The 18,198-nt window shown below is 70.3% G+C and carries 9 protein-coding genes; 3 read left to right on the top strand and 6 right to left on the bottom strand.

Annotated elements, in window-relative coordinates; translation table 11 throughout:
• Window positions 1-118 precede the first annotated feature (118 nt).
• From drmC to drmA, 3 genes are read right to left on the bottom strand one after another with little or no spacing between them, the layout of a single operon-like run.
• Window positions 119-922 carry a DISARM system phospholipase D-like protein DrmC gene (drmC, locus tag V6U82_RS05325; protein WP_334459543.1) on the bottom strand — a complete coding sequence of 268 codons (804 nt, stop codon included), beginning with the start codon at window positions 920-922 and terminating at the stop codon, window positions 119-121.
• Window positions 919-2,757 carry a DUF1998 domain-containing protein gene (locus V6U82_RS05320; RefSeq protein ID WP_334459541.1) on the bottom strand — a complete coding sequence of 613 codons (1,839 nt, stop codon included), beginning with the start codon at window positions 2,755-2,757 and terminating at the stop codon, window positions 919-921. Before V6U82_RS05320 ends, drmC begins: the two co-directional genes overlap by 4 nt.
• Window positions 2,754-6,254, bottom strand: coding sequence for a DISARM system helicase DrmA (gene drmA, locus V6U82_RS05315; RefSeq protein WP_334459538.1), 3,501 nt, complete (start codon window positions 6,252-6,254; stop codon window positions 2,754-2,756). The genes V6U82_RS05320 and drmA overlap by 4 nt, the downstream gene beginning before the upstream one ends.
• A 63-nt stretch (window positions 6,255-6,317) precedes the next feature.
• On the opposite strand from drmA, the gene V6U82_RS05310 reads away from it, so the two are divergent.
• The 3 genes from V6U82_RS05310 to V6U82_RS05300 are packed head-to-tail and all read left to right on the top strand — an operon-like array spanning window position 6,318 to window position 9,662.
• A complete protein-coding gene (locus V6U82_RS05310; protein WP_334459536.1) occupies window positions 6,318-7,580 on the top strand; it encodes a DUF262 domain-containing protein in 1,263 nt (420 codons plus the stop codon).
• A complete protein-coding gene (locus tag V6U82_RS05305; protein ID WP_334459535.1) occupies window positions 7,577-8,728 on the top strand; it encodes an AAA family ATPase in 1,152 nt (383 codons plus the stop codon). The genes V6U82_RS05310 and V6U82_RS05305 overlap by 4 nt, the downstream gene beginning before the upstream one ends.
• 13 nt (window positions 8,729-8,741) lie before the next feature.
• Window positions 8,742-9,662, top strand: coding sequence for a hypothetical protein (locus tag V6U82_RS05300; RefSeq protein WP_334459534.1), 921 nt, complete (start codon window positions 8,742-8,744; stop codon window positions 9,660-9,662).
• Between the two features lie 161 nt (window positions 9,663-9,823).
• On the opposite strand, the gene V6U82_RS05295 is transcribed toward V6U82_RS05300, so the two are convergent.
• The 3 genes from V6U82_RS05295 to drmD all read right to left on the bottom strand — a co-directional run bounded on the left by V6U82_RS05295 (window position 9,824) and on the right by drmD (window position 18,195).
• On the bottom strand, window positions 9,824-10,813 hold the full coding sequence (locus V6U82_RS05295) for an HIRAN domain-containing protein (RefSeq protein ID WP_334459532.1): 990 nt from the start codon (window positions 10,811-10,813) through the stop codon (window positions 9,824-9,826).
• A 78-nt stretch (window positions 10,814-10,891) separates the two neighbouring features.
• Complete coding sequence (locus tag V6U82_RS05290; RefSeq protein ID WP_334459531.1) at window positions 10,892-14,932, bottom strand: Eco57I restriction-modification methylase domain-containing protein; 4,041 nt, start codon at window positions 14,930-14,932, stop codon at window positions 10,892-10,894.
• A 74-nt stretch (window positions 14,933-15,006) separates the two neighbouring features.
• Window positions 15,007-18,195, bottom strand: a complete 3,189-nt coding sequence (gene drmD, locus V6U82_RS05285) for a DISARM system SNF2-like helicase DrmD (RefSeq protein ID WP_334459529.1) — start codon at window positions 18,193-18,195, stop codon at window positions 15,007-15,009.
• Between the last annotated feature and the right edge of the window lie 3 nt (window positions 18,196-18,198).

Below are 18,198 nucleotides of genomic sequence, written 5' to 3'. Positions count from 1 at the left end.
GTTCATCCGGTAGCGCGCTTAGGTTTGTAGCGCGTACGCGACGCCGCCGGATCGGTCGCCGGCCCTCGCCTTCGTCACCCCTAGTCTAGATTGATCTACTTCGTTGGAATCTGCCCGCTTAGATGAGCTGCTGCAACACGCCGTTCCGGGAATCGGTAAGGGCCTGGAAGTGTGCGACGAGTTTTCGCGCCACCTCCGGATCGTGGAGCACTACGCCGACCTCAATGTTGTGAGACAGCGCTCGGTCGGTGAGGTTGGCGCTGCTGATCAGCGCGACCCTGCTGTCCGCGGCGATGAGCTTCGCGTGCAGGGCAGCGTGCGAGTTCCCACTGGCGGCTCGTCGTGCGGCCGGCCAGTGCCAGAACGTCGCCTGGTGACGGAGAGCGGCGAAGGTGAGTGCGACCCCCGCGGGCCCTCGTAGGGCACCGCCGTCCTCGGCTGAGCTTTCTAGGATCAGATCGATGCGTACGCCTCGGAGGGCTGCAGACCGCAGTTCGGCGACCACCTCGGCGACCCCGTACGCGGCAAAGCTCGCAACGAGCAGGCTGCTTCGCGCCGCCCGGATGACCTCGATGACCACGGAGCTGGTGAGCCGTACCGGCACGGCCGCACTCGTCGGCCCGCTGACCGCCAGCTTGGTGCGCCTCGCGTCCGCGCACCGATGCAGGTGGGCGGCGCTGCGCAGGGCGAGAGCGACCGCTGAACCGGGTAGGTCGGGTGCCTCGACTCGCCAGCTCTTCACCAGACGTGCTGCGTAGGTTCCGACCGAGAACCCGGGACGGGCACCGATCAGGTCGGCGGTTACCACATTGTCGTCGGGAGTGTCCACGCGCATCAGCACACCAGCCCAGGCGGTGACATGATCGGCGGGAAGTCTGCTGGCGAGGTCGGCGATCACCTCCGCGAACCGCTCGTGGCTCATTGGGCGAAGAACCCGGAGCCGGGGTCGGTGAGGGTGTCGACCAGCAGGGCCCGGTCCAGATAGTGGTTGCCACGCTCGCAGGAGGTCTCCGCGGCGAAGAGGCAGGCATGGCAGGCGGCGGCCGACAGGCGGGCGTGCACGGTCGGGTCGTGCTCGGCGCAGAGCGGGTCGGAGCTGCACAGCCGGGCGGCGTCCAGGGCACGTTCGATGAGTGGGCCGAGCCTGTCCGTGCGTCCCAGGGAAACGAGGCCGCCGAGGGTGCCCTCGCTGTCCGGTGCCGAGGTGTAGAGCAGCACCCCGGCCATGGGAGTGTCGTCGGCACGGGCGTAGATGCGTTCCCCGATGCCGGCGGCGCTGTATCCGCACTCCAATGCAAGCTCGCGCATGAGCACATGGGCGAAGGTGTGCAGCAGGACGTACCGGGGACCGGGGTGCGGCTCGGAGGCCAGCCTGCGCTGCGCCCGCCAGAGGTCCTGGGCGCGGGTCAGCAACTGTTCCCGTTGCTTGACCTGCGGCCGGTGTTCCCACTCGACGATGCGATCCTCGTCGAAACGGAGGAAGATTCCTTCGCCCCGCATCTCGGCGCAGGGCAGCCAGGTCGGCTTGCCGATGGTCAGCGGCGCCCGCCGGCGGTCCGGTGTGTCGAGCACGTCCCATTCGGGGGAGTCGATCCGCGTGAAGCCGTACAGTGCGGAGACCTCCCGCAGCCGGGGGACGAGGACCACGTGCTGGAGCCAGTCTCGCTGCTGGGGCGGCACCGGCTCGGGACGAGTGGTGAAGTCGGGTAGCTCGGTGCTGGTGCCGGCGGTGAAAGCCAGCCATTCGGGCGTGCGCAGGTCGTCGCCTTCGTCGGGCTCGTCGGCCGCCCCGGCCTTGCTGCGTCGCTGGATCGCCGTCCAGACCCGGTCGACGCCGTACGGCTTCAGCTCAGCCCAGCAGCCCTGGGTCGGCATGATTTGCTTGGCGATGACGGCGTCGAGCCCGGCGAGGAGAGACAGGTCCGGCCAGTGGTCGGCGACGACCTGGTCGACCGGATGTTCGGCCCGGGGAAGACTGAACACCCGCAGCTGCATGGCGAACCAACTGTTGGTGGCGCCCAGGGCGAGCGTGCGGGTGGGGGCGTCGCAGGGCTCGTAGGTGCCGAGGTGGGGGTGGCGTCCGCGGCAGGCAGGCAGGGTCCGCTCGGCGTGCAGACCGATCGCCGTCGACATCGGTCGGGCCGCCTTGCACTCGCAGGAGATGAAGATGTTGGCCGCCTCGCCGGTGCTGCCGCGTTCGGCGAGCGTGAGCGAGTGACCGGGGCCCGGGTCCGTCCCGCCGTGCACGACGTACGACCAGGGGAAGTCGTCCAGGTGGCCGTTGTCGCAGGCCAGCACGAACCGGGCCGGCACTGCGGTGGGGCGGGAGTTGCCGTTGCCCCGGCAGCTGTGCACGTAGCGGGCCCGGTCCGGCTGGTAGGGGGACGACAGCAGCTCGAACAGCCCGGAATCCGCCGGCGCGAGTCGGTTGCACCGGGTGTCCGAGCAGCGCAGCCAGGTGGGGAAGAGCGCCACCGGCACACCCACCCGAGTCCAGTCGGCGAATGCGTCGGAGGTCTCGGGCAGGTGCGGCGGAAGCCGGAGACTCTCCACCTGGTCGCCGAGGCTGCGCCGGATCGTCGCGAGCAGCCTGTCCTCGATGACCGTGGCGGAATGCGTGAGATCCCAGTGCGCCAGCCCCAGGGTCAGCACCGACAGGCTGGGCAGATCGGCGACCGAGCCGACGCCGTAGGTGTGCAGTAGCTGGTTGGGGCGCAGCGCGCCGACCCGCAGGCTGCGCGGCTGTGAACTGCTCACGAGGACAACCCCGCAGCGCCCACGGTGGGTGGAACGAATGGCGGTGGATCGTCCCCGACAGCGCCGAGCTGTAGCTGAAGCTGGATACCGGGCTCCACGTCCCGCAGCGAGGTGGGGCAGGTGGTCTGCGCCCACCGGCCCTCCTCCGGGCGGTGCAACAGCCCGGCGACATCGTCGCTGTGGTACGGCTTGTCGTAGGCCAGCCGCCGAGCGGGCCGGGCCCGCTCCCGCGCCCACAGGTCGAGGCGGGCCTCCAGCTCGTCCTCCACCCGTTGGCGAACCGTGTTGTCGGCGGCCACCTCGCTGCGACGCTTGAGGAACCGTACGACGTGGTCGGCGAGCTTGCCGTGCCGGTCGAAATCGCGCGCCCGCAGGTTGCCGTTGTAGGTGCTCTCCAGATCGCGGACCAGGGCCACCAGCACCCCGGTCAGTCCCCGGTCGATGGCCCGCTCCGCGAACGGGGTCACCGACAGGGCTTCGACCTGGCGGTAGACCGTGGCATGGAAGTGGTCGAACCGTTCGTAGTGCGACAGATCGCGGGGGCGGGCCCAGTTGTAGACGGTGAACACGAGGCCCGGCGCCCGCCGCCCGACCCGGCTCGTCGCCTGGATGTATTCGGCGGCGGACTTCGGCTGGTTGGCCACCACCATCACGCCGAGCCGGGCGATGTCGACCCCGACGGCGATCATGCTGGTGGCGAGGAGCACATCGACCGGCCGGGGAGCGCCCTTGGGCCGAATGCCGTCGAAGCGCAGCGCGAGCCGGTCCAGCAGCGGCCGGATGGCGTCCGAGGGCATCCGTGAGGTCAGCTCCTCCAGGTAGGGGTCGTACCGCCGGGCGAGCCCGCGCTCGTCGGCGCGGACCAGCCGGCTGGAGACGTCGTCCTCCACCAGCCGGCGCATGCCGCCCAGGTCCCGCAGGCTGTTGAAGTAGCCGACCAACGTCATGTAAGGGTCGGTGACCGGATTGCGACCGTAGGTCTCGTGGAGCTTCTGTGCCGCGCCGAGCACGGAGACGTAGACCCGGATCAGGGTCGACCGGAGCCGGTTGCCGTGCGCGCAGATGCCGATGTAGCGGCGGCCCGGATGGTCCTCGGTCTCGCGCTGCCGGGCGAAGAAGCTGTCGGAGGCGTCGAGCCCCGACGGTGGGAAGATCCGGGTACGCCGGTTGAAAAGCGCCCCGATCTGCTGCTGGGCGCGGCGCACGGTGGCGGTGGAGGCGATCACCTTCGGCCGGGACCAGTGCCCGGGGGCCGGCTCCCAACTGGCCAGCCGGTCCACCGCGGTCTCGTAGAGCCCGACCAGAGACCCGAGCGGCCCGGAGATCAGGTGCAGCTCGTCCTGGATGATGAGGTCCGGCGGACGCAGCCGCCCGCAGGGGACGACCCGGTTGCCCGGCCGGTGGCGCCTGCGCTCCCAGTCGGTGGATTCGAGGTCCTCGGTGAGATAGCCGTGCTGCTGGCAGTGCTTGGCGACCCGACCGAAGAGGGCAGCGGTCTCACCCTTCCACGGCAGCTGGGCGAACTTGTCGACGGTGGCGATCAACAGGGCCGGGGGATGGCGGTAGAGCTCCTCGTCGACCAGGATCACCGGCAGCCCGACCTGGTCGCCGCCCAACGGATAGCTGCCCGCCTCACTGAAGGGACACTCCACATTGCAGCAGAGCACCAGGGTCCGCCAGTGGTCCCGCTCCACCTTGATGTCCCGGCCCGGCTCGACCTTCGTGCCGCACCAGGGGCAACTGGTGAGCTGATGCGGTGAGCCGATGCCCCGGTGCGACCGCCCTCGCCGCCGCTCGTCCAGCCAGTCCTTCGCGTCCTGGGTGCGGTTCGGGGTGACCCGGCCGCCGACCCACAGCCCGATCCGGATTGGCGTCTCGCCCCAGGTCTGCGGGTCTGCGCGGCGCAGGGACTCCGCCGCGCAGATCAGGGTCGCAGCACGCTCGAACTGCTGGATGGTGAGCAGGCGCAGGGTGTACCGCATCAGCACCGCGAGCCCGGCCCGGCCGTTCAACCCACCGAAGTCCGGCTGGCGGCGACGTACCGCGATGGTGAAGGCGGTGAGACCGAGGTACGCCTCGGTCTTGCCGCCACCGGTGGGAAACCAGAGCAGGTCGGTGATGGCGCGCTCGACGTCGTCACCCCGTTCCGGGTGCCGGGGGTCGGCCAGGGCCGGCAGGCTGATCAGGACGAAGGCCAACTGGAACGGACGCCACCGGTGGTTCTCCGGCCGATCGGCGTCGGCGACCGCCTGCGCCAACGGAAGGTTGGGGTGCTCCCGCCGCTGGGCGGCGACCACACTGTGCACGCGTTGCAGGTACATCGTCCGGTTGGCGAAGCCGAATGCCTCTCGGGCCGTCGGGTCCGGGGCGGCGAGCAACCTGATGCCGGCGGCGATCCGGTCGGCCGCTTCCCGGGCGTCGCGCAGCGCGTCGCGTACCTGCGGGCCGTACTCGTCGAGTTGCCGCTGCGGGTCGGCGGTGCTCGCCTCGTTGCGGTCGATCCACGCCCGGTAGCCGGTGACGAGGGGCTGTAACGCTGCCGTGAGGGATTCGACCGGGCTGGCTGCCAGCTCGGCGAGCCGCCGCATGTCCAGTTCCACGTCGGCCAGCTCGGGCAGGTCATGGTCCTGCTCGCTGCTGGGCACGTCGGTGAACGGCAGCTCGTGCGTCGGGACGGTGGTGGTGCATATCCGATGGGCCCGCAGCGGGTCGGTGGAGGCCGGCTCGGCGCGGACGGCCGTGCCGTGCCCCACCGCGAACTCGGGGTGGAACCGGTAGGCCATCGCCAGCCGGAGTCGCTCCGCTTGGTCGGCGTCGTCGCCGCCGGTGACCTGCTCCGGCCGTTGCACGAAGACCGGCTCGCCGTCCGTCGGGCCGGTCGCGGTCAATGCGACCTGGAAGATCCACCGCGTAGCCTGGCGCGGCGAGTCGCTGTGCTCGCGGTTCTCCAGGAAGAGCGAGACCAGCCAGATGTCGCCCAGGCGACGCACGCGGCCCCGCACCACGACTTTCGGCTGGGCCGCGTCCACCGACAGCGGGGCGATCGGCCCCTCGTGCAGGGGCACGGTGACCGTGCCGCCGCGCTGGTGCCGCCGCCAGACCCTGCCGCCGGCGTGCTCCGCCCGCTCGTTGATCCCGGTTTCGTAGCTGCCCCAGGCGGCGGTGACCCGCAGCTCGGGGACCGATGGCGGCACGCTGGTGGTGAAGCCGAGCGCGGACGGTGCCAGGCTGGGCACGTTCGGGGCGGTCGGCTCGGGGCCTCCCTCCGCCGCGTCCGATTCGGTGGCCTCGGCGAAGGTGTCCTCAGTGGCCGGATCGACGGAGACGCCGTTGGGGGCCAGCCGCCCGAGAACGTAACGGTCCAGCGGATTCTCCCTGGCGGAGAACTCCTCTGCCAGTCCACCGAGCGGCCCCAGCAGGTCGTCAACGACCAACTGCTGGAGCTGGTCGCGGATCGCCCGCTCATCGGGTACGGCGAGGACGTTCTCCCCAGTCATGAGAGCGACCGTAGCGTTTCCTACGACATCGCGCGGGGCGGTCGGTGCGGCACCTTCGGTGGCGTGGATCCGTTAAGCTGCTGCGAGTCGGTCATGCGGTGTTTGCCACGGGCAAGGGCCGGGGCGAATCGAGGTGGCGAGATTTCCGAGCTGGAGCCAGACGTCCTCGAAGAATTGGACTCGCTCGGTCGAGCGACGGGCATCGAGGTCGACGACGCCCAGGACGCCCGAGCCGATCAGACGATCGACGCGATCCACACCCCGTTCGACCCGGAAAAGATCGACGTGGTCACCCGCAACACCACTGTCGATCTGCTGTTGTCCCGCATCCGTACGGGGCGCGTCGACCTGCAACCCGACTTCCAGCGTCAGGCCGGGATCTGGCGGGCGATGGCCAAGAGCCGGCTGATCGAGTCGCTGCTGCTGCGCATCCCGCTGCCCACCTTCTACGCGGCCGAGGGCGACGATGAGGCGTGGGCCATGGTTGACGGTATCCAGCGGCTGACCACGATCGCGCAGTTCATCGAGCCGCAGGCGATCCGGCGCGAGCCGCTGCGACTGGTCAACCTCGAATATCTCGGCAAGGAATATGACGGCAAGACCTTCGACGATCTGCCCGGGCGATTGCAGACCAGACTGCGGGAGACCGAACTCATCGTGCATCTCATCCGGCGTGGCACGCCGGAGGAGGTCAAGTTCAACATCTTCGCCCGGATCAACACCGGTGGCCTGCCACTCTCCCGGCAGGAGCTGCGGCACGCCCTGATTCCGGGCAAGGGCCGGGAGGTCTTGAGGGAGTGGGCCGAGTCCGATGTGTTCCGCTCAGCGACCAGCGACAGCGTACGCAGCGAGCGGATGGTCGACCGGGAGATGATCCTCCGGTTCATTGCTTTCCGGCTGACCAGCCCATACGACTTCGACCACGACGACTTCGACCGCTTCCTGCGGGAGGCGATGCGTAACCTGAACTCTCTTCCCGCCCGCGAGGTCGAGCGGCTGTGGAACGAGTTCGTCATGGCGATGACTGCGGCCGAGCAAATCTTCGAGCAGCACGCTTTCCGCAAGCGTGATCGCGCGGGGGGCAGCCGACGTATGCCGATCAACAAGGCGTTGTTCGAGGCGATATCGGTCAACCTCGCGGAGCTCGGCGGGCCGGGGATGGCACTGCTTGTCAAGCGGCGACGCAAGGTGGAGAAGGAGTTCATCGGCCTGATGAACGACGTCGACTTCCAAGGGGCGATCTCCCAGGGGACGGGTGACCCGGGTAAGGTGCGCCTACGCTTCGAGCTCATCCAGGAGATCTTCGAGACGGTGATGGGCCGATGATCGAGCGGCTGCGCCTGGAGAACTTCAAGGCGTTCCGGCAGATGGGCCTCCCTCTTGCGCCACTGACCCTGCTCAGCGGCGTGAACGCGGCCGGCAAGAGCACCACGATGCAGGCGTTGGCGTTGCTGCGCCAGTCATATGACGCGGGCGTGTTCGACCACAGAGATGGGCTGCTGCTCAACGGAGAGCTCGTCGAGTTGGGGGTCGGGCAGGACGTCCTGCATGAGAACTACGCCGATGGGGGCCACGAGGGCCGGATCTTCATCGCGATCGCCGCCACGATCGACGGCTCCGAACGGACCTGGCGGGTCGAATACCGGCCTGCCCAGGACCGAGAGGCCGACCTGCTTGAAATGCCGCCGGTGGTGCGCCCTTCCGATCGGCAGCCGCCGCCAAGGCCGTCTGGGCTCTTCGGGGCCGGCTTCCAATACCTACGGGCCGATCGGATCGTCCCGGCGGTGACCTACCCGAAGTCGTTCGAGATGGCGGTGCGCAGGGGGTTCCTCGGGGTCCGGGGCGAGCACACGGTCAACTACCTGCGGGCCCGCCACGAGGACCGGGTCTCCTCCCCCGAGTTGCGCCATCCAGCCGCGAAGTCGACCGGCCTGCTCGACCAGACCGAGGCGTGGTTGCGGGAGATCTGCCCCGGTGTCGACCTGATGGCAGAGGACCTGCGGGGCACCGACATGGTGCGCTTGAGCTACGGATTCGGTGGCACGGCAGGCATCACGTCGTCCAACATTCGCTACCGTCCCACCAACGTCGGCTTCGGTCTGACGTACGCCTTGCCGATCATTGTGGCCTGTCTTTCCGCAGGTCCGGGCCGGTTGGTGATGCTGGAGAATCCGGAGGCGCATCTGCACCCCCGGGGTCAGACAATGGTGGCCCGGTTGTCCTGTCGCGCGGTGGCTGCGGGCGGGCAGTTGATAATCGAGAGCCACAGCGATCATGTGCTCAATGGAGTGCGCCTCGCCGTCAAGGACGGGGTATTGACGCCGAATCACGTGGCGTTGCATTATTTCGACCGGAACGACGACGGTGAGATCGAGGTCAGCTCTCCCGAGATTGATCCCGACGGCATGTTGTCGCAATGGCCCAGGGGTTTCTTCGACGAGTGGGACAGGGCGCTTGATCGTCTGCTCGACTGACGAGGAGTGACTCTTGTCCTTGCTGTTGGTGCTGAACGAGCTTTCCTACCGGGAGACCAAAGCGCGACGCGAGGAAGTGTCAGATTCTCTACACGGCCTCGTGGGATTGCTGCGGAAGGTTCGTCAGCACCGCACTGACGTTGCCCTGGTCACCGAGCGTCGGTTTTTCGACCTGGACCTGGGCGACGACTATTCCGTCCGTGAGTGGGCCGGCGACGGGCGCAATCGCGACGCGCTGCGCTACCTACGTGGCATGCGCCAACGCGCGCCGTTTCGGGACGTGGCCCCGGCTGACCTGCGCGACGGGACGGAATACTTCCACGGTGAGCGGCCGGCGGAGGGCCTGGGCACCGCGCACCAGGTTGGCGGGCTGGCCGTGAGCCTGCCGCTGGCGCAGCTGTGGGAGAAGCCGCTGCTGCGGCTGAGTCAGCGGGGCCTCGCCGAGGACGACGCCGGAGCCGTCGCGCTCACCGAGACGGAGGTGGACGTGCGGCACGCCTCCCGGAGGGAGCACGTCGACGAGCATCGGCAGTGGCTCTGCGATTCCGAGCTGACCCGGATCCACACTGGAGCGGCCCTGTGGGAGGCGCGGGAGGATGTCTTCCCGCATCTCCGCTTCCTGCCCCGCGTCGCCGACGACCTGCTCCGGCTCGCGCCGGCCCGGCTCCACCCGGTGAAGGAGAGGCTTGCCGAGCTTGAGCTGGCGGCGGCCGTCTGGGCGCCAGCCGTGGAGGCTGCCCCCAAGTGGCGGAGCAAGGTGACGCCGGAGAGCGACACCCGCAAGGCGCTCTGCCGTTTCGCCGACACCGACGGGCAGTTGTATCTCTTCGACTGGCACGCTCGGTTCACTCCGGGTGCGGGGCGACTGCATTTCCGCATGGACGGGGTCCGGCAGCAGCTCGTCGTCGCTTACATCGGCACCAAGCTCTCCTGACGCCAGTCGCTCGGCGGGCGCCGCTGGCAGTCGGCTCCCCCGCAGCCGGCATGCTGAGCTTCGACGCTGCCGCCTGGGACGTGTTTGTCAGCAGCATCAAGTCGGACGGCGGTCGCCCCTCGGCCTGAGGCGACGTATTGAGGGCTCAAGGCCGGCCCGCCTCACTCCTGAACCCAGAACTGCCACCCCTGTGGCGCGGGGGGCCACGACGGATCGGGCCGCCACCCCTGCGGCGGGACCCAGCCCGCCGGAGGTCGCGGCCACTCTGGGGGCACGACGAACCTCCACCGTGCTGCCGTCGTCACCTCCCGGCTCGTTGACGACTCCGCCCGCTCGGCCGGATGGTGGCCCTGAGCGGTGGGTGGCGAATCCAGCCAGGCATCCGACAGTTCGCTCGCCTTGGCCAGGTTGACCGCGACATCGGCCTTGACCCGGTTCCCCTTCAGGACAGCGCGGGCAGCGGTGGTCAGACCCTTTTCTCTCAGGTGGCTGATCACCGGCAGGTTCTCCGTGGACATGCCCGGACTCAGGGTGCCGGCGGCCAGACCGTTGATCCGGACCTCGACGAGGGTGCGGGTGGACCGGGCCCGCTGCACCTCGACCTCGTGCAGGGTCACGTAGACCCAGGATTCCCCGTTCGGGCTGATCAGGGACGCGAGGTGCGACATGTGCTTCTCCTCGCCGGTCACCTGGATGAAGCGGCCGGTGGGCAGCACGGTGTGCAAGTCCGACGGTGGCATGTTCGTCGGCACGATCATGTGCGGCTCGGCGAGGTCGATCCGCACGGAGGCAAAGAACGTCCGCTTACGTGGATCGTCCCAGTCCTCGCGCTCCTGCGCCCAGACCCGCGCCTGCACCTGAGGCGTCCAGCCCTGGTCGATCAGCGCGGTGAGCACCGGCGAGAACTCCCGGGCCTGCTCCTTCGGCAGATGGCCGACCTGCTTACCGGAGCAGAGCACCCTCACGGCGTGCGGATCGTATCGGTTGCTCGGCTCCGGAATGAGCTGAGCCGGAACGGTCAGTTCGTTGTCGCCGTCCGGATCGAACGCCCGCCCGAACAGGACGCGGATGTTCTTGGCGTAATGCGATTCGCCAGCAACTTCCTGCGAACACCAGCCGCGCTGGCCCCACAGATCAAACGGTCGGGTCACCGAGGCAAGGTATCGCCTGGGTATCCCGAACAGGGTTCACCTGATCGGTTGGGGTGGTTGTCCGGCATCCGACACCGCTCAGAACAGGGCGTCCGGAAGGGGAAACAGGCCACCGTCCAGCGCGGGCGGCATCGAGTCCGGCGCCTCTGGGGACCTGGGGTGCGGCACGGGCGGCGGCTGCTTCCGCGGCTTGCGGCGGGCGGTGGTTTGTTGGGGCTTCTCGTGTTCGTGGCGCTGGTGGTTAAGTTCGAGCAGCAGGTCCAGCACGTCGACCTGGGCGGTTGGGTCGATGGTGAACCGGACGCCCTGCCGGGTCCGGTGGAAACCGTGCCCCAGCCCGAGGCCGAACCCGTACGCCTCGTTGACCGCCTCGTCGACCTCGATGTGGATGTCCCGCAGCCGACGGATGTCGGCGTTGGTCACCTGCTCGTCGTGAACCAGGTTGTAGAGCTTTGTCAGCCCCGATTCCCGCCCCAACATCACCGACCGCCGGTACGAGTCCAACTCCGCGCCGACCCGCGCCATCCGCTCGGTCGGCTCTGGCATCGGAAAGGTCTCGAACCCGTCGGACGGCGTGTATCGAGGGTCAGACCGGAGGCTCGATTCGCCCTTGGTCGTCCACCACGAGAAGTGAAAGCTGCTAGAGAGGGAGGTGAGGTCTTCCGCACGGTCGGTGGCGAACACCCCAAGCATGTGAGAGAAGACCTGTCCGGTCGGGACGAAGACGGGCAAGCCGGTCTTGCTCACAAGAGCGATGACGAGCACGCGGTCGAGTCCTTCGATTGCCGAGTAGAGTTCCGGGGTCGGTCTCGTGAATCGCCACCAGATCTCACGACGCCTGCGGTCACTATTGGTGGCCCGGAACGGCTTGACATCCCGCTCGACGATGGCGAAGCAGTCGGGGTATTCCTGGGCGCGTTCGAGGGGCCAGTTGCGGAAGTTGATGACCCAGCGGCGGGCCGAGCAGTCGGGGCGCCCGTTCAGGTCCTCCCCGTTGAGGTAGGGAAAGAGCACATCCCTGTTGCGCGGGTCCTTCGCGATCAACGCCTGCGCCTGTTCCGGTTCGAGGAGGAAGCCTTTCCCCAGGACATTGGACCCCTGAAAGGACTTGTCGGCGTTGGCTGCCAGGCGGTACGGGTTGCCGGTGACCCGGGAACGAACGTCCAGCGATGGGGTGATGCCGAGCACCCGGTTGCCGTCGAGGATCGGCTGCTCGTCGTCGGCGGCGTGGCCGACCCAGAGCAGGGAGACCTCCAGCGACGCCGTGCCGGGCCAGGGCTGGGACTTGTTCGCCCGGTAGACGGTCCAGCCCATGTCCACGGCCTGGTCGAGGCCGACCTCGCGGGTGTCGCCCTGGGCGATCGTGTTGGTGGCGATGATGCCGACCCGCCCCTTGCCCGTGATGCTCAGGTTGCGCAGCAGGAAGTAGGAGCAGAGGTCGGCGCTGCCCCGTTTCCCCCGGCCGATTCGCTCGACTAGGTATTCGCGTACGTCCGGTCCGATCGCCCCGGTCAGGCGCTGGCCGCCGACGAACGGCGGGTTGCCGATGACGGCGTCGAAGCCGGCCCGGTTGACCACCTCGGGGAACTCCAGCGGCCAGTGCAATGGCCGGATCGGTTCCGGTCGGGTGCCACGCAGCCAGCCGGCGACGGTGATCGCGAGTTGCTGCTCCAGCTCCGCGTCGTACGGCCCGTTCAGCAGGCGGTGCACGTCGTCGCTGATGTCGAGCAGGCGGTCGTCGTACTTCCGCTCGGGGTCGTCGGTGTCGTCCTCCGGATCCCACGGGCGGCGCTGGGCGCGGACGGCGGTGGAGAGCGCCGCGCCGACCACTGCGTCCGCAGCCCGTCGCAGGCCCAGGCCCAGGTGCCTGACCTCGGTGAGCTTGGCGGCCTTGTCGGCGGCGTCCCGGCTGTCCTCGACCACCGTCGAGCCGATCGACTCGCGCAGGGCGGTCATCTCGTCGACGGTCCGGTGCAGCCGGTCGACCAGGTCGCCGAAGAAACGGCTGTGCTGGAAGCGCCCCGCCTCCGGGTCGAGGTGAAAGGCGGTGAGCTGGTCGACAGAGGTGATCCCGACCAGCGAGTCGCCGCAACGCAGCGCGTGGTCGAGGAAGCCGAACGGCTTGCCCTTGGCCAGGGTCACCAGCCACAGCGAGAGCTTCGCCAGCTCCACGGCCATGTCGTCGCGGTCCACCCCGTAGAGACAGCGCGCGGCGACCAGGCGGCGGGCGGCGAGCAGCAGGTCCTCCTGGGCCGGGTTGCCGTTGGCCAGGTCGGACAGCTCGGTGGGGAGCCCGTCGCGGTGCCAGGCCCGCACCACCACCTCGGCGAGATAGCGGCAGGCCGCCACCAGGAACGCGCCGGAGCCCATCGCCGGGTCGAGCACCTTCAGCCGCAGCAGCTCGTCGGCGGTCCTGGCCCGCCACGCGCCCTCGTCGGTGACGCCTTGGGCCGGGCCGGGGGAGAAGCAGAGCGGCGCGAGGGTGTGCCGGACGACCTCCTCGGCCAGCTCCCGGGGGGTGTAGTGGGTGCCGGTGTTGCGCCGGTCGCCGAGCTGGGTGAACAGCACCGAGCCGGCGGGGAAAACCGTGGGCAGGTCGCGCAGGTCGGCGCGGAGCAGGCCCCAGAACGGGCGTACCCGATCGGTCAGGTCGGCGTCGTTGTCGCAGGCCGCGTGCAGCGCGGCGAGCTGGTGCAGTGCGGGCGTCGCAGCCCTGGCCTTCGCCACCTGCCGGACCGTGAGGTCGCAGCGGGCGACCAGCCAGACTCGCAGCTCCGCCTCGCCCCGGGCGGCCGCCACCTCCAGTTCGGTCAGCGGCAGCTCCGGCTCGGCCTTGCCGAGCAGCCCGACGTAAGGCTCAAGCACCCGGGCACAGGAGAACTCCAGCAGGCCCTCGTAGACGTGGCCGAGCTGCTCGACCCCGAGGCTGGAGTAGCTGAGCTGCTCGGCGGCCCTGCCCCGGTGCCGCAGCACCAGCAGGGCGTCCAGCATCTCGTGCACCACCCGGTCGGTGACCGCCGCGTCGACGAGCCAGGGGAACCGCTCGGGGGCGAACAGGGACCCGCCGTGGGCGGGGATGCGCAGGTCGGGGTGCTCGCAGCCGCCGTGCACGGCGGCGAAGAGGGCGAGTAGCCGGGGCCAGGCGGCGGTGCGCCGGTCGCCGACCTCGTCGCCGTGCAGGTCGCGGACCGCGCCGAGCTGGCCGTGCAGCGTGGACGCCGCGTACGCCTGCGCGTAGAGCGGGTCGGTCACCGGCAGCAGCCGCTGCTCCTCGGCGTAGAGCAGGAAGACCAGGCGCATCAGCACGGTCAGCGCGCCCCGGTAGATCTCCCGGTCGCTGACCTTGCCGAGCAGTTGCCCCTCGGATTCCCGGTCCAGCCGGGCCAGCTCGCCGACGAAGAGCTCCACCGCCCGACGGACCTGGTCGCCCAGGGTGGTGGTGATCTGTGTGAGCGCCTCCGCGCTGCGCGCGAACAGCCCGGCGAGGCTGGCAGACGGGCGCCCGTCGGCGCCGGTCGGCGGGATCAGCACCCGGGACGCGGTGAGCAACGTCGCGAAGGCGCGCAGCAGCGTCGGCTCCTCCAGCCAGAGGTCGGCGTCGAAGACACCCACCCCGGTCGGCTCGCCCCGGCGGGCGTGTACCAGCGCCCAGTGCTGCCTGTTGGTCACCAGCGCCAGCGGCACCCCGGTGTCCCGGCACACCTGGGCGGCCTGCTCCACCGGGGACGGCCGGCCACCCCGGGCGGCGGTGAGCGACGCGTCGAAGGGCAGGCGGTGCACGTGCAGCCGGGCGGCCCGGCCGTCGCCGGGTTGCGGGCCGGACAGCACCGCGTCCGGCCGGAAGTCGCCGCTGCCGGCGACCCCGACCGCGTCATCGGTACGTGCGCTCGCCGGATAGCCGAGCAGCTCCCCGAGGATCAGCTCGACCCAGGCCGGGCCGAGCAGGTCCGGGGCGTCCTGCACCTCCGCCCAGCCCCGGCGGATCCGGTCCCGCGCGTCGTCCGGCACGGTGTCCAGCCCGTGCGGCAGCGCCTCGACGAGCACCGGCACCGTCAGGAATGGGCCCTCCGGGCGCAGCAGGCCGAGCCACTCGGCGTGCTGCTCATCGACCTTCTGCACGGGGGGCCGGGGAGCGCGGCGACCCGCGCCGGCACGGCCGGACGCGCCTCGGGACTGGCGGGGGATGGCGGGCATCAGCGGGCACCTCGGGCCAGGGACGCGGGGACCAGGAAGGTGACGGCGGCCGGGAACCAGCGGGCCGTCGGGTCGGCGTAGCGGCGGCGCAGCGCGTCGCTTTCCCGTTCGCGCTGCGCCGGGATGTCGCGCAGCCGGGCGTGCAGCGCGTCCCGGTCGGCGTGCAACTGCTCACGCTCGACGGTGAACAGGGTCGGCTGCTCCCAGTACGGCTCGTCGGCGAGCTTGCTGCGGATCGAGGTCTCCAACTCGGTGAGGACCGCGACGACCGCGGTGACCTCCTCCTCGCAGCGCCGGGCGAGCAGCCCGTGCAGGCTGCGGGCGCGCTGGTCGGCGCGGGTGCCGAGGGCGCGACCCAGCGGCCCGGCCAGCGTCGGCCACAGCTCGGTCAGGCTCTGCCGGACCTGCTCGGCGGGGACCTGGTCGGTCGCGGCGGCCAGCAGGGCCTCCAGCTCCTCCTGGCGGGCCCGGGCGAGTTTCCCGCCCTCGATCGGGCCACCAGCGGTGACGATCTCCTCGTGCAGCCGGGTGCCCTCCGCGCCGGTGACCACCACCCGGCCGTGCGCGACGAGCGCCGGAGTGCTCAGCAGGTCACCGGGCACCACCCGGGCGGTGACCCGGCTGAGCTTCGCGCCGCCGGACCCGGCGTCGCCCCGCGCCTGGGCCCACAGCTCGGCCCGCAGCAGGCGCAGGCACATCTGCACCAACTGGTGCCCGAGGTGCAGCAGCACCACGTCCGTGCGCCCCACCGCCGCGTCCGGATCGAAGGTGATCGGCCGTTCCCGGCCGGTGACCGGATGCAGCAACCCGTCGTTGCGGGCCGCGGCCCACGCGCCGGGCAGCTCGGGCAGCCGAAACCAGGGGCCCGACGCGCCCGCCGGGGTCGCCGCGTCGACCAGGTCCCGGCGGTGGGCCAGCCGCAACCCCGTGCGGACCACCCGTTCCACGGTGGCCGGGGTCAGGTTCAGCTCCGCCCGGCTGCCCTTCAACGTCTCGGTGAGCCGGTGCAGGTCCCGGGCCAGGTCACGTTCCACCCGCAGCCGGGCTCGGCTCGCCCGCCGGTCGATCTCGACGTCGGTGACCTGCCAGTCGGTCCGCTTGCCGGTCATCTTCTGCTCGACCTGGACGGCGATCACCTCGCCGGCGCTGCCCAGGTCGGTGCGGATCGCCTCGACCTTCTCCACCGCCAGCCGCAGGAACGCCAGCTCGTCCTCCAACGAACCGGTGGTGTAGTCGACGTGCTGCCAACCGGCCGGCACGAAGTGCAGCACGTCCACCCGCGCGGCGCGCTGGCCGTGCCGGTCGATCCGGCCGTTGCGCTGCTCCAGGCGGTTGGGGTTCCACGGGATCTCCCAGTGCAGCAGCCGGTGGCAGTGCCGTTGCAGGTTGATGCCCTCGCTGGCGGCGTCGGTGGCGAGCAGGATCCGGACGTCGTCGAGGTCGGGGTGCTCCGTGAAGACGTTCTTGACGTGCTCGCGCTCGTCCGGATCCTGGCCGCCGTAGAGCAGCGCGATCCGTTCCGGCGGGTAGCCGGCGCTGAGCAGCCGCTCGTGCAGCCAGCGCTGGGTGTCGCGGTACTCGGTGAAGATGATCACCCGCTCGGGCTGCCACTCGCCGCCGGGCCGCACGATCGGATCCAGCCAGCGGCGCAGCGCGGCGAGCTTGGCATCCGGCCGGTCCTGCGCGGAGCGGGCCCAGGTGCGCAGCTCACCGAGGAGAGCCCGTTCCTCTGCCGACAGTGGGGCCGCGTAGCGCCGGACGGCGGTCAGGGCGTCCGCCTCGGCGCTGCCGTAGGCGGCATCGTCCTCGGCCGTCTCGGCCAGCCGGTCGATCACCGGCTGCAGCACCTTCTCGCCGACCGGCCGTTCCGCCTCGCGTGCCGGCTCGCCGGAGGCGGCGTGGTCCCGGGCGGTCATCGTCGTCAGGTGGGTCTCGACGGTCTCGGCGAACGCCTTCGGCGAGGAGAAGAGCCGCCGCTTGAGCAGGGTGGTGACGAAGTCGGCGGCAATCTCGCCGGCTCGACCATCGGCGTTTGTCCGGCGGCTCGCCGCGTACCGGCTGAGCAGCTCGTGGGCGTGCCGCTCGGCCTCCGGGTAGTCGACCTCCAGATAGCCGAGATGACGTGCCGGGAAACGGGGAGAGCCGTCCCACCTGGGCGGCAGCTCGCTCTTGAGCCGTCGCACCATCACGCGGGCCAACTGCTCGTCGGTCGGCTTGACGCCCCTAGCGAACCGCTGGTCGTCGAGGAGTTCCAGCAGTGCGGTGAACGACTCGGTGAAGCCGTTGTGCGGGGTGGCGGAGAGGAAGAGCCGGTGCTCGCAGTGCGGGGCGAGGGCGCGGATCGCCTTCGTGCGGTGCGAATCCACCGCGTACCGCCCCCGGCCGGACGGCGCACAGGTGTGCACCTCGTCCACCACCAGCAGGTCGACGGCGCGCGGATAGCGCGGCGTCGTCGGCAGCACCTCGCGGAGCAGCCGCAGCGGCCGGTCCCGCTTCAGCCAGTCCACGCTGACGACCAACCGCGGGTAGTGCGTCCACGGGTTGGTGTAGAGGCCCCGGGTGCGGCGCAACTCCCGCAGCAGGGCCGCGTCCACGATGCGGAAGTCGAGGCCGAACTTGTCGCGCATCTCGTCGCGCCACTGTCGGGTCAGCCCGGCCGGGCACACGATCATCATCGTGCGGGCCCGGTGCCGCAGCATCAGCTCCTGCATCACCAACCCGGCCTCGATGGTCTTGCCGAGGCCCACGTCATCGGCGATCAGCAGATTCGTCCGCGGCATCGACAACGCCCGGACCACCGGATCGAGCTGGTAGTCCTCGATCTCGATGCCGGAGCGGAAGGGCGCTTGAAGGGCAGTCCGGTCGGCCGAGGCGATGGCACCCCAGCGCACGGCGTCCAGGAACGCGTCCAACTGCCCGGGGTCGTCGAACCCGTGCCGAGGGTCCGGCAGCGTCGCGCTGTCGTGCACCCGTCGGCCGGGTTCCAGCTCCCAGACCACCCGCAACTCCTCGTCGCGGGCGTCGTCCTCGACGCTGACCAGGATGGCCAGATGCGGGGTCTGACCGGTGAACACGTGCGGATCACCGCTGGCCACGTCGCTGCGGACCACGTCGGCGACGACCCAGCGTCGGTTGCGTACGGTGACGAGCTGGCCCGGTGCCGGAGGGGTGTCGGTCGCCATGGTCATCCG

The organism is Micromonospora sp. CPCC 205554, from assembly GCF_036902745.1.
GTDB classification, from domain to species: domain Bacteria; phylum Actinomycetota; class Actinomycetes; order Mycobacteriales; family Micromonosporaceae; genus Micromonospora; species Micromonospora tulbaghiae.
This window is presented reverse-complemented; position numbering and strand designations above follow the sequence as displayed.

Coding starts and splice junctions, on each gene's coding strand:
- drmD (WP_334459529.1), bottom strand. CDS start 18,195: ATGACCATGGCGACCGACACCCCTCCGGCACCGGGCCAGCTCGTCACC.
- drmC (WP_334459543.1), bottom strand. CDS start 922: ATGAGCCACGAGCGGTTCGCGGAGGTGATCGCCGACCTCGCCAGCAGA.
- V6U82_RS05305 (WP_334459535.1), top strand. CDS start 7,577: ATGATCGAGCGGCTGCGCCTGGAGAACTTCAAGGCGTTCCGGCAGATG.
- drmA (WP_334459538.1), bottom strand. CDS start 6,254: ATGACTGGGGAGAACGTCCTCGCCGTACCCGATGAGCGGGCGATCCGC.